The organism is Sphingomonas sp. CV7422 (assembly GCF_027945725.1).
GTDB lineage: Bacteria > Pseudomonadota > Alphaproteobacteria > Sphingomonadales > Sphingomonadaceae > Sphingomonas > Sphingomonas kyungheensis.
This window is the reverse complement of the sequence record NZ_CP115900.1, coordinates 1,644,014-1,656,968: the sequence shown is the minus strand read 5'-3', so window position 1 is coordinate 1,656,968 and position 12,955 is coordinate 1,644,014. Positions and strand designations below refer to the sequence as shown.

General features: G+C 68.4%; 17 protein-coding genes and 1 other RNA gene. 10 read left to right on the top strand and 8 right to left on the bottom strand.

Annotated features, from left to right (window positions below; translation table 11 throughout):
* Positions 1-35 precede the first annotated feature (35 nt).
* On the top strand, positions 36-797 hold the full coding sequence (locus tag PBN85_RS08115; RefSeq protein WP_037534900.1) for a ThuA domain-containing protein: 762 nt from the start codon (positions 36-38) through the stop codon (positions 795-797).
* A gap of 30 nt (positions 798-827) precedes the next feature.
* On the opposite strand, the gene PBN85_RS08110 is transcribed toward PBN85_RS08115, so the two are convergent.
* Positions 828-1,052 carry a hypothetical protein gene (locus PBN85_RS08110; RefSeq protein ID WP_037534901.1) on the bottom strand — a complete coding sequence of 75 codons (225 nt, stop codon included), beginning with the start codon at positions 1,050-1,052 and terminating at the stop codon, positions 828-830.
* Positions 1,053-1,196: 144 nt separating this feature from the next.
* On the opposite strand from PBN85_RS08110, the gene PBN85_RS08105 reads away from it, so the two are divergent.
* Complete coding sequence (locus PBN85_RS08105; RefSeq protein WP_200870427.1) at positions 1,197-1,367, top strand: hypothetical protein; 171 nt, start codon at positions 1,197-1,199, stop codon at positions 1,365-1,367.
* On the opposite strand, the gene PBN85_RS08100 is transcribed toward PBN85_RS08105, so the two are convergent.
* Complete coding sequence (locus PBN85_RS08100; RefSeq protein WP_271300707.1) at positions 1,368-1,985, bottom strand: S24 family peptidase; 618 nt, start codon at positions 1,983-1,985, stop codon at positions 1,368-1,370. It lies immediately after the preceding gene.
* Between the two features lie 92 nt (positions 1,986-2,077).
* Between PBN85_RS08100 and PBN85_RS08095 the strand changes: the two genes are divergently transcribed.
* The 8 genes from PBN85_RS08095 (at position 2,078) to PBN85_RS08060 (ending at position 7,881) form a co-directional block, all read left to right on the top strand.
* Positions 2,078-2,254: a hypothetical protein gene (locus PBN85_RS08095; RefSeq protein WP_200870428.1), complete on the top strand. Its 177-nt coding sequence runs from the start codon at positions 2,078-2,080 to the stop codon at positions 2,252-2,254.
* On the top strand, positions 2,251-2,547 hold the full coding sequence (locus PBN85_RS08090) for a hypothetical protein (RefSeq protein ID WP_271300706.1): 297 nt from the start codon (positions 2,251-2,253) through the stop codon (positions 2,545-2,547). The genes PBN85_RS08095 and PBN85_RS08090 overlap by 4 nt, the downstream gene beginning before the upstream one ends.
* A gap of 24 nt (positions 2,548-2,571) precedes the next feature.
* The gene (locus tag PBN85_RS08085) at positions 2,572-3,354 is read left to right on the top strand and encodes a tryptophan 2,3-dioxygenase (protein ID WP_271300705.1); all 783 of its coding nucleotides are present in this window, start codon (positions 2,572-2,574) and stop codon (positions 3,352-3,354) included.
* A gap of 58 nt (positions 3,355-3,412) precedes the next feature.
* A complete protein-coding gene (locus PBN85_RS08080; RefSeq protein ID WP_271300862.1) occupies positions 3,413-4,597 on the top strand; it encodes an acyl-CoA dehydrogenase in 1,185 nt (394 codons plus the stop codon).
* On the top strand, positions 4,594-5,730 hold the full coding sequence (locus PBN85_RS08075) for a CaiB/BaiF CoA transferase family protein (protein WP_271300704.1): 1,137 nt from the start codon (positions 4,594-4,596) through the stop codon (positions 5,728-5,730). The genes PBN85_RS08080 and PBN85_RS08075 overlap by 4 nt, the downstream gene beginning before the upstream one ends.
* Before the next feature lie 41 nt (positions 5,731-5,771).
* On the top strand, positions 5,772-6,323 hold the full coding sequence (locus tag PBN85_RS08070; protein WP_271300703.1) for a (2Fe-2S)-binding protein: 552 nt from the start codon (positions 5,772-5,774) through the stop codon (positions 6,321-6,323).
* A gap of 92 nt (positions 6,324-6,415) precedes the next feature.
* A complete protein-coding gene (locus PBN85_RS08065; protein ID WP_271300702.1) occupies positions 6,416-7,159 on the top strand; it encodes an RcnB family protein in 744 nt (247 codons plus the stop codon).
* Between the two features lie 2 nt (positions 7,160-7,161).
* Positions 7,162-7,881, top strand: a complete 720-nt coding sequence (locus tag PBN85_RS08060; protein ID WP_373276467.1) for a 2OG-Fe(II) oxygenase — start codon at positions 7,162-7,164, stop codon at positions 7,879-7,881.
* An 18-nt stretch (positions 7,882-7,899) separates the two neighbouring features.
* Here the strand turns inward: PBN85_RS08060 and ffs are convergent.
* From ffs to bamA, 6 genes are all read right to left on the bottom strand, one after another.
* Positions 7,900-7,997: signal recognition particle sRNA small type (gene ffs / locus PBN85_RS08055), an RNA gene on the bottom strand.
* 46 nt (positions 7,998-8,043) lie between these two features.
* Positions 8,044-8,364, bottom strand: coding sequence for a PilZ domain-containing protein (locus tag PBN85_RS08050; protein WP_271300701.1), 321 nt, complete (start codon positions 8,362-8,364; stop codon positions 8,044-8,046).
* 48 nt (positions 8,365-8,412) lie between these two features.
* Positions 8,413-8,646, bottom strand: coding sequence for a 50S ribosomal protein L31 (rpmE, locus tag PBN85_RS08045; protein ID WP_271300700.1), 234 nt, complete (start codon positions 8,644-8,646; stop codon positions 8,413-8,415).
* Positions 8,647-8,827: 181 nt separating this feature from the next.
* A complete protein-coding gene (gene fabZ / locus PBN85_RS08040; RefSeq protein WP_037535429.1) occupies positions 8,828-9,310 on the bottom strand; it encodes a 3-hydroxyacyl-ACP dehydratase FabZ in 483 nt (160 codons plus the stop codon).
* A gap of 11 nt (positions 9,311-9,321) precedes the next feature.
* A complete protein-coding gene (locus PBN85_RS08035) occupies positions 9,322-10,053 on the bottom strand; it encodes an OmpH family outer membrane protein (protein ID WP_037535428.1) in 732 nt (243 codons plus the stop codon).
* Positions 10,053-12,905 carry an outer membrane protein assembly factor BamA gene (gene bamA, locus PBN85_RS08030; protein ID WP_271300699.1) on the bottom strand — a complete coding sequence of 951 codons (2,853 nt, stop codon included), beginning with the start codon at positions 12,903-12,905 and terminating at the stop codon, positions 10,053-10,055. The genes PBN85_RS08035 and bamA overlap by 1 nt, the downstream gene beginning before the upstream one ends.
* Positions 12,906-12,955 lie beyond the last annotated feature (50 nt).

Below are 12,955 nucleotides of genomic sequence, written 5' to 3'. Positions count from 1 at the left end.
TGCCTCGGCCCGCCACGCGCGCGAAGCCGGAAACCATGAGACCGATGCTGACGATCGCCGCGCTCGCCGCGACGCTGACCGCCGTCCCCGCCGCGGCGGAGGACCAGTTCAAGCTGCTGGTGATCGCCGCGCCGAGCACCTACCATTACGAATATATCCCGGTCGCGCGCGACAGCATCGAACGGCTGGCGCGGCTGCATGCCTTCGCCGTCACCTGGTCCGCCGACGGTGCACCGTTCGACGGCGACCTCGGCCCCTATGCCGCGGTGATGTTCCTCAACACGCCGCCCGAGACGCTGAGCGAGCCGCGCCGCCGCCGGTTCGAGGCCTATATGCGCGGCGGCGGCAATGCGATGGTGGTGCACCGCGCCGCGATCGTCCCGGCCGCCGCCTGGCCGTGGTATGAGCGGATGGTCGGGCGCAGCTTCGTCAACCACCCCAAGCTGCAGACCGCCGCGGTCACCAAGCTCGACCCGCGCTTTCCCGCGACCTTCGCGCTGCCCGACCGCTGGATCTGGAGCGACGAATATTACGTCACCACCAATCCCTATCGCGTCACCATCCACCCGGTGCTCGGCGTCGACGAGACGAGCTACGACCCGACGCTGATCTGGCCCGGCCAGGTCGGCCGGCCGATGGGCAAGGACCATCCCGAGGCCTGGTATCATACGTACGAGAAGGGCCGCGTCTTCGTCACCCTGCTCGGCCACAATGCCGACATGTACCGGGACGGGCGGTATCTGGATCACCTGCTCGGCGGGATCTGGTGGACCGCGACGGGGCGCGGGATCGGCTGAGACCGGCATGCGGCGCTGCTGGCGCCGCGCCTAGTGCACCGTCCCCACCGCCGTATCCGCCACCAGCAGCGCGACCAGCCGGCCGGTCTGTCGCCAGCGGCAGAAGTGGACGACATTGCCGATGTCGCGCATCCGCCCAGCGCGGATAGCCGCCTCGACCGGCGCGTCCTCGCCGAAGCGGGCGATCAGGTCGGTCGCCTCCGCCACCTGCTGCGCGTCGTCGAGGTGGATGGCGATGGCGGGATCGGTGTGCATCCCCGTGCCGTTACACGCGCCGTGCCATATGGTGAGGATGCGCGGAACTGGCGGAGGACGATGGTAAACCGCCGCCGCGTCGCCGTCCCGCCCGTCCCGTCGGGGGACGCTGGCGTCTCGCCGCGGGACGTGGCAGGGACGGGCATGGCCGAAACCCCTCCCTCCGCCGCGGGCGGCATCCTCGTCGCGATCTGTTCGATCGGGGGTGCGATCGTCGGCCTCATCCAGGGGCAGGTGACGATCGGCTTTCTCGCCGGGCTGGCGATCGGCGCGGCCGGCGCGATCGCGGTGTGGCTGCGCGACAGCCGCCGCTGATCAGCGCGGCGCGCGCATCAGCCAGACGACGCGTCCGATCACCTCGACCGCCCCCGCCGGCACCGGCGGCGCAGCGGGATTGTCGCTGGTGACGGTGATCCGCCCACCCCGCCGCGCGACGCGCTTGACCATCACCGTGCCGTCGATCCGCACGACGTGCACGCGCGGTTGCGCATCGGGGCGCGCACGGGCGCGGTCGACGACGATCAGATCGCCGTCGATCAGCCCCGGCTCCATCGAATCGCCCCGCACCCGCACGATCGCCGCCATGCCGTCGCGCAGGCCGAGCTGCGTCGCCAGCGCCGGATCGAGCGCCGCCGTGCCGAGCACGATCTCGGTATCGACGAACGCGCCCGGCCCCGCCGAGGCGGCGACGTCGAGCCGCGGCAGCGCGAACAGGCGCGACGCGGCCGGACCGCCCAGCTCGCTGTCCGCCACGCCGAAATAGTCGCTCAGCCGCCGCCGATCGTCGTCGGCGAGCCGGCGTGGCGATCCGCGCGCGACGAACTGCTGAAGATAGGCATCGTTGCGCCCGAGCATCCGCGACAGCGCGGCGAGGCTGTCACCCCGCGCCGCGGCAAGGGCGGTCAGCCGCCGGCGGGGATCCTCTGCGTCCATCGCCCGCGACCGTATCGTAGGAAATTTTCCTAGACAAGTTGGAAAGACAGGAACAGATCAGGAACGCAATCGCCGGACTCGGGAGGGAAGCCATGTCATTGCTGCTCAGGATCGATCGCTATCTCCGCCGTTCGCGCATGTCGCGCAGCGAGTTCGGCAAGCGCACCGTCAACGACCCGCGACTCGTCACCGACATGGTGCGTGGGCGCGTCGTCGGCCCGTCGGTCGAGGCGCGGATCATCCGGTATCTCGACGGAGCGGGGGCATGATGCACATGACGCTGCCGCACCGCCGCCTGCGCCGCGCGCTCGCCGCGAGCGCCGCCTGCCATGGCCTGACGTTCCATCCGCTCGGGCTGCACGAACGCCCCTGGTCGAGCGCGACCTTCACCGGCGTGCGCCTGACGATCGACCTCGCCATCGCCGGCGGCGACGCCGCGGCGTGGCTGGACGCTCTGCCCGAGGAGGATCTGCCCGTCCCCGCCGCGATCGTCGCCGACCTGATCGTCACACGCCGCCGCGGCGACCGCGCGACGCTGGAGGTGCTGCTGCTGGAGCAGTGAGGCCGGTTGCGATAGGCTGCCGCGATGACGATCACCTATCGCAGCTACCTGCGCCTGCCCGAGCTGCTCGACCTGCAATCGCCGCTCAGCGGCGTGCATGACGAGCTGCTGTTCGTGACGATCCACCAGGCGTCCGAATTGTGGATGAAGCTCTGCCTGCACGAACTGGGCGAAGCGCGGCGGCGGATCGCGGTGGACGATCTGCCGCCCGCGCTCAAGATGATGGCGCGGGTCAGCCGCATCCAGACGCAGCTGATCCAGTCGTGGGAGGTGCTGGCGACGATGACGCCCGCCGATTATGCCGCGATGCGCGGCAGCCTCGGCCAGAGTTCGGGCTTCCAGTCGGATCAATATCGCTGCCTCGAATTCATCCTCGGCAACCGCAATGCGGCGATGATCGACCTGTTCGACGAGCCGGCGGTGCGCGAGCGGCTCGCCGCCGAACTCGCCGTGCCGAGCCTCTATGACGAGGCGCTGCGCCTGCTCGCGCGCCGCGGCCTGCCGGTGCCGGCCGAGCGGCTGGCGCGCGACTTCACCGACACCGCGCCGCCTTCGCCGGCGGTCGAGGCCTGCTGGGCGACCGTCTATGCGCAGCCGCACGCCTATTGGGACCTGTACGAGCTGGCCGAGAAGCTGGTCGACCTCGAATATCACGTCCAGCTCTGGCGCTTCGGCCACCTCAAGACGGTCGAGCGGGTGATCGGCTTCAAGTCGGGCACCGGCGGCACCGCGGGCGTGCCCTATCTCGCCCGCGTCGTCTCGCACCGCTTCTTCCCCGAGCTGCTCGACGTCCGCACCAGCCTGTGACGCAGGGCTTGCCCCGCCCCGCCTTCCCCCGTACCGCGCCTTCCAAAAGGAGATGATGATGGCGGGCATGGGCAAGTTCGACTGGGCCGATCCCTTCCTGCTCGACGACCAGTTGAGCGAGGACGAGCGGATGATCCGCGACACCGCGCGCGGCTATGCGCAGGACCGGCTGGCGCCGCGCATCGTCGCCGCCTTCCGCGACGAGCATACCGATCCGGCGATCTTCCGCGAAATGGGCGAACTCGGCCTGCTCGGCCCGACCCTTCCAGAAGAATATGGCGGTGTCGGCGCGAGTTACGTCGCCTACGGCCTCGTCGCGCGCGAGGTCGAGCGGATCGATTCGGGGTACCGCTCGATGATGAGCGTCCAGTCGAGCCTCGTCATGTATCCGATCTTCGCTTATGGCTCCGAGGAGCAGAAGCGCAGCCTGCTGCCGCGCCTCGCCAGCGGCGAGTTCATCGGCTGCTTCGGCCTGACCGAGCCCGATGCCGGCTCCGACCCCGGCGGGATGACCACCCGCGCGCGCAAGGTCGACGGCGGCTACGTCCTCAATGGCGCCAAGACCTGGATTTCGAATTCGCCGATCGCCGACGTCTTCGTCGTCTGGGCCAAGTCGGACGCGCATGGCGGCGCGATCCGCGGCTTCGTCCTCACCAAGGGAATGAAGGGCCTGTCCGCGCCCAAGATCGAGGGCAAATTGTCGCTGCGCGCGTCGATCACCGGCGGCATCGTGATGGACGATGTCGAGGTCGGCGACGACGCGCTGCTGCCGCATGTCGAGGGGCTGAAGGGCCCGTTCGGCTGCCTCAACCGCGCGCGTTACGGGATCAGCTGGGGCGCGCTCGGCGCCGCCGAATACTGCTTCCACGCGGCGCGCCAATACGGCCTCGACCGCAAGCAGTTCGGCACGCCGCTCGCCGGGCGGCAGCTCTATCAGAAGAAGCTCGCCGATATGGAGACGGAGATCGCGCTGGGCCTGCAGGCCAGCTTGCGCGTCGGGCGGCTGATGGACGAGGGCCGGTTCGCGCCCGAGATGGTCTCGCTGGTCAAGCGCAACAACGTCGGCAAGGCGCTCGACATCGCCCGGGTCAGCCGCGACATGCACGGCGGCAACGGCATTTCCGGCGAATATCAGGTGATGCGCCACCTGATGAACCTCGAAACGGTCAACACCTATGAGGGCGCGCACGACGTCCACGCGCTGATCCTCGGCCGCGCGATCACCGGGATCGCGGCGTTTTGACCGAGGCGGCGGGGCGCGCGCATCCGCTCGCCGGCCTCAAGGTGCTCGAGCTGGCGCGCATCCTCGCCGGCCCCTGGGCGGGGCAGGTGCTCGCCGACCTCGGCGCCACCGTCACCAAGGTGGAGAGCCCCGCCGGCGACGATACGCGCAGCTGGGGGCCGCCCTTCGTCGACTATCCCGACGGCGGCCGCGACGCCGCCTATTTCCACGCCTGCAACCGCGGCAAGACCAGCCACGTCATCGACTTCACCACCGCCGCGGGGCAGGCACAGGTCCGCGCGCTCGCCGCCGAGGCCGACGTTCTGATTGAGAATTTCAAGGTCGGCGGCCTCGCCAAATACGGCCTCGATTATGCGAGCCTGTCGGCGATCAATCCCCGCCTCGTCTATTGCTCGATCACCGGCTTCGGGCAGGACGGCCCCTATGCGGCGCGCGCCGGCTATGACTTCATCGTCCAGGGGATGAGCGGGATGATGGACCTGACCGGCGATCCCGACGGCGCGCCGCAGAAGATCGGCGTGGCGATGGCCGACATCACTACCGGCCTCTATGCGGTGATCGCGATCCAGGCGGCGCTGGCGATGCGCGAGCGGACCGGGCGCGGCCAGTGGATCGACATGGCGCTGCTTGATTCGATGACCGGCGTGCTCGCCAATCAGGCAGCGAATTATTTCGCCAGCGGCGTCACTCCGGCGCGCGTCGGCAACGCCCACCTCAACGTCTGCCCCTATGCGGTGTTCGAGACGAGCGACGGCTGGTTCATCCTCGCGGTCGGCAACGACGGCCAGTTCCGCCGCTTCTGCGCGATCGCCGGGATCGACGCCGACGATCCGCGCTATGCCAGCAACGCGCTGCGCCTCGCCAACCGCGAGGCGTTGTTCGCGCAGATCACCGCGGCGACGCGGACCTTCGCGCGCGACGATTTGCTCGCGCGCCTCGCCGCGGCCGGCGTGCCGGCGGGACCGATCAACTCCGTCGAACAGGCGCTTACCGATCCGCAGATCGCCGCGCGCGGCCTGGTGATCGGGTCGGACCCGATCCGCGGCCTGCGCACGCCGATCCGCTTCTCCGACGCCGCGCTCGCCTGCGACCGCCCTGCCCCCCGGCTCGGTTCGGGCGATGACGAGCGGTGACGGTCTGGCGACATGCCGGGCTTTGCGGCTAAGGGCCGGACATGGCGCGCCTTACCGTCAACAACCAGCCGGTCGAATATCGCCTCGATCCGGAGACGCCGCTGCTCTGGGCGCTGCGTGACGCATCGAACCTCACCGGCACGAAATATGGCTGTGGCAGCGGCGATTGCGGCGCCTGCACCGTCGATGTCGACGGGCGGGCGGTGCTGTCGTGCCAGGTCGCGATCGGGCGGATCGAGGGCAGCTTCGTCACCACGATCGAGGGCCTGTCGCGCGAGCGCAACCACCCGTTGCAGCTCGCCTTCCTCGCCGCCAACGTGACGCAGTGCGGCTTTTGCATCCCCGGCATGCTGATGGCGGCGTCGGTCCTGCTCAACCATCGTCCCGACCCGAGCGAGGCGGATATCCGCGGTGCGATCCGCAACCTGTGCCGCTGCGGCGTCTATCCGCGGCTGATCGAGGCGATCCAGCGCGCCGGCCGTGCCGCGCGGGGTGAGGAGACGATCCCCGCCGGCGCCCGCCCGGGTATCGACCCGGCCGATGCGGCGCGCGTCGTTCCAGCTCTGGTCCCGCCCAAGCTTTCGCAACGCTGACAGAGGTATTCAGCTTCGTCACAGCGGCTGTGGTGCAAGTATCGGTCATCATCCGGGCCGGCTCGTGCGCCGGCGGACGAGGACGAAGGACGATGAAGACCGTGATCAAGGCGCTGCTCGCCGCATCGATGCTGATGCCCGTGGCGGCACAGGCGCAGGATGGCCGGCGCAACTGGGATCAGCGTGGCCCCGACGGACCCGGCCGCCCCGGCCCGCGGCCGGATGACCGCGGCCCACGGCCGGACGACGGCGGTCCGCCCCGCGTCGCCGATCGTGGCTGGCAGGGCCGTGGCGATCGCCCCGCCCCCGCCCCCGATCGTCCCCCCGCCCCCGATCGCGGGCCGGGCGGTGATCGCGGTCCCGCCGCCGATCGCCCCGGACCGAATCGTGGCCCCGGACCCGACCGCGACGGCCCGCGCTGGGCCAATCGCGGGCCCGGCGACGATCGCGGCTGGGATCGCCGCCGCGACGACGGTCCGCAGCGCCGGGACTGGCAGGACGGCCGGCGCTTAGCCGAGCGGGGCGGCTGGGACCGCGGCTGGCGCAACGACGGCCGCTACGACTGGAACGACTATCGCGCGAGCAATCGCGGCGCCTATCGCCTGCCGCGCTATTACGCGCCGTCCGGCTGGGGGCGCGGCTATCGCCGATTCGGCGTCGGCGTGTCGCTGTCGCCGGTTTTGTTCGGACGCAGCTATTGGATCAGCGACCCCTATGCCTATCGCCTGCCCGAAGCCTATGGCCCCTATCGCTGGGTCCGCTATTATGACGACGCGCTGCTCGTCGACCTGCGCAGCGGTCAGGTGATCGATACGGTGTACGACATCTTCTACTGAGCATGTTGTTTTTGTCGGCGGGCGACGGCATCTCTGCTGCCATGTTCGCCCGCCGCAAGAAAGCGCCCGCCCCCTCGCCGCTCCGCCAGCAAGCCGGCGTCGCCGTCGCGCAGCGGCTCGACGCCAATCCGGCGGTGACCCGCGCGGAGGTGCCGGCGATCCAGATCTATTATCATCTCGACTTCCTCGACGCAGCGCAGTGCGAGACGCTGGTCGCGATGATCGACGCCAATCGCCGGCCCTCGTCGCTGCTCTCGGATCGCGCCGATCCCGGCTTCCGGACGAGCGAAAGCTGCGACATGAACCGCTACGCCCCCGAGGTGCAGCCGATCGACGAGGCGATCGCCGGGCTGCTCGGCCTGCCGGCCGATCACGGCGAGACCCTGCAGGGCCAGCGCTACGCCCCCGGCCAGCATTTCCGCGCCCACCACGATTATTTCCACGAGACCGAGAGCTATTGGCAGCAGATGCAGGCGTCGGGCGGGCAGCGCACCTGGACGACGATGATCTACCTCAACGACGTCGCGGACGGCGGTGCGACCTGGTTTCCGCAGGCCGGGTTCAAGATCGCGCCGCGTCGCGGGCTGCTTCTCGCCTGGAACAACATGAACCCCGACGGTACGCCCAATACCGCGACGCTGCACGAGGGAACGGCGGTAGTCGAAGGGACGAAATATATCGTCACCAAATGGTTCCGCGAGCGCTCCTGGCTCAAGCGGTAACGCCCTTGCAGCGATGAAGAGGGTGGGAGCCGGGACGACCCGCGGCGAAATCGTTGCGGCTGCTTCCTTCCGGACCTGACCGGGTTGGCGACGACCACGTCCGCCCGACTCCCGCGCAAGCCTATGGCGACGTCGGCGGGCGGGATCAAGAGCCGAGTTGCGTCAACGCCCTGCGCGATTGAGTGCGACCAGCCGCTCGAACACCTCCGGATCGAGCGCCGTCATGAAGCGGCAGCCGGCGGCATAGTCCTCCGCCCAGCGCACCTCGGCGGCGAGCGATCCCGCCTCCGGCAGGGTGAGCCAGATCATGCTATGGGGGATGAGGGGGCAATAGGTCAGCAGGCGGGCGCCGTGGATCGAAATGTCGACCACCCTGCACAGGGTGCGGCGCGCCTTGCCGATATCGCCGTCGATCGACACCGGCGCGCGCTCGGCGACACGCCGGCCGTGCGACACTGCAGGTTCGAACTCTGCCGCGAACATAACCTATGGTCGTAACCGACCATGGTTATGTTCGGGTAAATACGTGTCTTAGCTCTTGCGCAGGGTGAGCCCGCCGCCGAACCGCTTGTTGAAGCGCGCGACCTGGCCGCCCGCGTCGAGCATCGTGCCGCGACCGCCGGTCCATGCCGGATGCGCCAGCGGGTCGATGTCGAGCTGCATCGTGTCGCCTTCCCTGCCCCAGGTGGAGCGGGTCTCGAACACGGTGCCGTCGGTCATCTGCACCTTGATCATGTGATAGTCGGGATGGGTATCTTTCTTCACGCGTCTGCGCTCCTGATGTGGCTGGTTCCGACCAGCCTTTGCGAAGCGGCGCCCGTAGAGGAGCGCCGCGGTAAAGTCAAAACGTGATGCTTTCCCCGTTCGCACCGCGCCTGTCGGAGGACAGGTGGGATTCACCTGCCCCCCTCGGGGGTCACGGCAGAGGGGAAAGCCGGTTCGCCGCCTACGCCTTGGGCGGATCGGCGATCATCGCGGTGAAATTCGCCTCGGCGACGACCTGCCCGTCGATCCGGGCGACACCGGCGAATTTGCAAACCGAGCTGCGCTTCTGGACGAAGCTGACCTCGAGCCGCAGCAGCACGCCGGGTTCGACCGGCTTGCGGAACTTCGCGCCCTCGATCGCCATGAAATAGACGAGCTTGCCCGATCCGGCGAGGCCGAGGCTTTCGACCGCGAGGATGCCCGCCGCCTGCGCCAGCGCCTCGACGATCAGCACGCCCGGCATAATCGGCCGTCCGGGGAAATGCCCCTGGAAGAAGCCTTCGTTGATCGTCACCGCCTTGATCGCCGCGATCGACCGGTCGAGGAGCAATTCCTCGACCCGGTCGACCAGCAGCATCGGGTAGCGATGCGGCAGCGCCGCCATGACCCGCCCGATATCGAGCGGGCCGAGGGTACGGCCCTGCGCTTCGGTGTCGTCGCTCACCCGGTTGCGCCTCAGCGGCCCTGCGGGGTCGCGCGCGGCGTCGCACCGGCGGCGGGTGCCGGGGTGCCGGCGGCGGGCGCGGGCGCACCGGCCTGCTGACGACGCGCGGCGTTGGCGTAGACGAGCTGGCGGTACTGCTGCAGCAGCTCGACGGTCTGCTGCTGCGGCTGCCAGTTGGCCGGCGGGGTGATCGAGACGGTCGGCGTGCTGCGGTCGATCTCGGCGATGATGTCGCGGGTCACGTCGGTCGCCGGCGGCGCATATTGGATCGCATTGGGCGCGAGCACGATGCTGATCTTCTTGGCGGCGACGACGGCGCGCAGCGCCGGGTCATATTTGGCGGTGACCTGCTCGAGCGCATAGGCCTGCGCCTTGATCGCCGGGCCCTGCGCGGCCTCGATCGCCGGCTGCGCCTTCGCCTGCGCGGCGCGGACCTGGTTGGCGACCGCGCCATTGCCTTCCGCCGCGGCGGCCTCGGCCTGGCTGATCTGGCCGTCCTTGTTGGTGTCGAGCAGCGTGCGCAGCTGCGTGTTGAGCGTATTCTGCGCCGCCGCAGCCTGATCGAGCTGGGCCTTGTAGGTGGTCGAGATCTGCTGGTTGGCAGCATCGAACGCCTTGGCGCTGAAGATCGCCGCATCGGCCTGCGCGGTGGCGATACCGGCGGTCTGCGCGGTCGCCGCACCGGCAAGCGCGATCGAGGCGCCGGCGAGCGCCGCCAGCGAGGTCTTGGTGATCGTCTTCATTAGAACTGAGTCCCCACATTGAAGGTAACAAGCTTGGGATCGTCACCCTTTTGCGTGACGAGCGCCTTGGCAAGATCGATCCGCAGCGGACCGAAGGGCGATGTCCAGTTGACGCCGATGCCGATGCTGACGCGCGGCGTCGGGCTGCTGCCGTAATAGGTTTCCTTGAACGGCGAGATCGACGCCTGATAGGAGATGGCGTTGGTCGACGAGCCGGCGCAGGTGCCGCCCAGCGTCGCCGAATAACCGATCGCGCAGGTGGTATAGGTACCTGCCCCGGTCGCGGCGTCGGACGGCACCTGATACAATTGCCGACCCGACGAATCGACCAGCAGCCGCTGGATCGGCAACACCGTGGTGTTGCCATTGGCATCGGTGATCGTCGGGAAATTGGCGGTCGGCAACGGCCGCGTCAGCCCCCACAGGCTGCCCGCCTGGACGTAGATCGACGGCCGCAGACCGAGCTCGCGCGCACCGGCGCCGAGCGGAATCTCCAGCTCGGCGCGGGCGAGGTAATAGGCCCGGCCGCCGAGCGCATCGTCGACCAGCTGGTTGCGATCGGTGACGAGGATCTGCTTCCCCGTCGTCGTATCGACCGTATAGGCCTGCCGCTGCACGCGCGGGCCGACGCCGCGGATATCGAAGCCGCGGAACTGCGGTTCTCCGAGATAGAAGCGGTCGGTGATGCGGATCCGGTCGACGCCGGGGCCGCGGCTGCCTTCGAGCGAATGGATATAGCCCGCCTCGCCGACCAGCGAGCCGATGAAGCCCGAGCCGACGTTGACGAATTTCGATCCTTCGACGCGGGTGCGGATATATTTGACGTCGCCGCCGAGCCCGGCGAAATCCTGGCTGAAGCTGAACCGCTGGCCCGCAGTCGGCCGCAGGCGGCTGTTGAGGCTGTCGTAGATCAGCGAATAGCCGACCGACGAGGTCCAGCGGTTGCCGATCGCCTCGCACAGATAGCGGCCGGCCTTGAGCGGATCGCAGGCGCCGTCGGTGAAATAGGTCGCCTCGTCGAGTCCGACCTCATCATAGGACAGGCCGTAGCGGCCGGCGAGCGACCAATATTCGGTCAGCGGCACACCGGCGCGGACCTGGAAACCGGTCGACACCTGCGAATAGGTCGTCTGCCGCTGCGTACCGATATAGTTGAAGGAATTATAATCGCGCCGGAACACGTCGACGCCGATCGCGACGTTCTTGTCGAACAGGTACGGCTCGGTGAAGCCCAGCTCGACCGACTTCGAATAGGTCGAATAATTGACGCCGGCGCGCAGCACCTGACCTTTGCCGCGGAAGTTGTTCTGCGTGATATTGGCCTGGATGATGAAGCGTTCGAGGCTCGAATAGCCGACCGACAGCTGCAGCTCGCCGGTGCTCTTCTCTTCCAGCGTGGTGTCGAGGATGATGCGATCGGGGGACGAGCCGGGGACCTGCTTGATCTCCATCTTGTCCTGGAAGAAGCCCAGGCTGTTGATGCGATCCTGCGAACGCTTGACCTGGAAGCTGTTGAACGCGTCGCCTTCCGCCAGGCGGATCTCGCGGCGGACCACCTTGTCCTGGGTCTGCGTGTTGCCGTTGATGTCGATCCGCTCGACATAGGTGCGCTGCGCCTGCGCGATGTGGAAGTTCATCCCCATCGTCAGCGTTTCGGCGTCGCGGTTATAGTCCGGCTGCACGTCGGTGAAGGCATAGCCGAACAGGCCGGCGGCCTCGCTCAGCTGGTCGATCGAGGTTTCGACCAGCTTGGCGTTATACCAGTCGCCCTTCTTGACCGGCAGCGACGCCGCCAGCTTCTTGTTGTCGAAATCGCGGATCTCGCTGTCGACGGTGACGTCGCCGAACTTGTAGCGCTTCCCTTCCTCGACCACGTAGGTGATGATGAAGTCCCGCTTGTCGGGGGTGAGTTCCGCCACCGCGCTGGTGACGCGGAAATCGGCATAGCCCTCGGTCAGGTAGAATTGCCGCAGCTTCTGCTGGTCGTAGTTGAGCCGGTCCTGATCGTAGCTGGTGTTCGACGACAGCAAGCGGAACCAGCGCGATTCCTTGGTCACCATCTCGCCGCGCAGCTTCGAATCGCTGAACAGTTCGTTGCCGATGATGTTGATCTGGCGGACCTTGGACTTGGGGCCCTCGGTGATCTCGAACACCACGTCGACGCGATTCTGGTCGAGGCTGACCATCTTCGGGCTGATCACCGCGGCGAAGCGGCCCTGGCGGCGGTAGAGTTCGATGATCCGCGACACATCCTGGCGGACCGCGGTGCGGGTGAAGATCTGCCGCGGGGCGAGCTTGATCTCCTTGGTGATCTTGTCGCTCTTGAGCGCCTTGTTGCCCTCAAGGATGACCCGGTTGATGATCGGGTTCTCGCGCACGCGCAGCACGATGTCGCCGGTCTCGACGCCCGCGATCGAGAAGTCGACGAACAGGTCGGACGCCTGCAAATCCTTCAGCGCCTGATCAAGCGTCTCGGCGGTGTAGGGGATGCCCACGCGCAGCTTGGTGTAGGAGAGCACCGTCTCCGGCTCGATGCGCTGCGATCCCTCGACGCGCAACGTCTTGATCAGCCGCACCGGCGCGGGCGCGCTCGCCTGCGCGGCAGGCGCGGCGGTCTGCGCGGCGCCGGTAGCGGGGGCGGTCGCCGGCGTCGCGGTACGCGCGCGGCGGGTTGCGGGCGTCGGCGCAGGGGCAGGCGTCGGTGCCGGGGCCGGCGTCGCCGTCTGGCCGGTCGCCGGCGCAGCGGGAGTCGCGGCGGGCTCGGGCGCGGTCTGCGCCATCGCCGGCATGCCTGACAGCATCGTGCCGGCGAGCAATGCGGCGCTCACCGGCGCGAACTTGGAACTTCTCATCGCTGTCACTCAACCCACCCCAAATACGTCAGGATCAAATATCCGTCGGG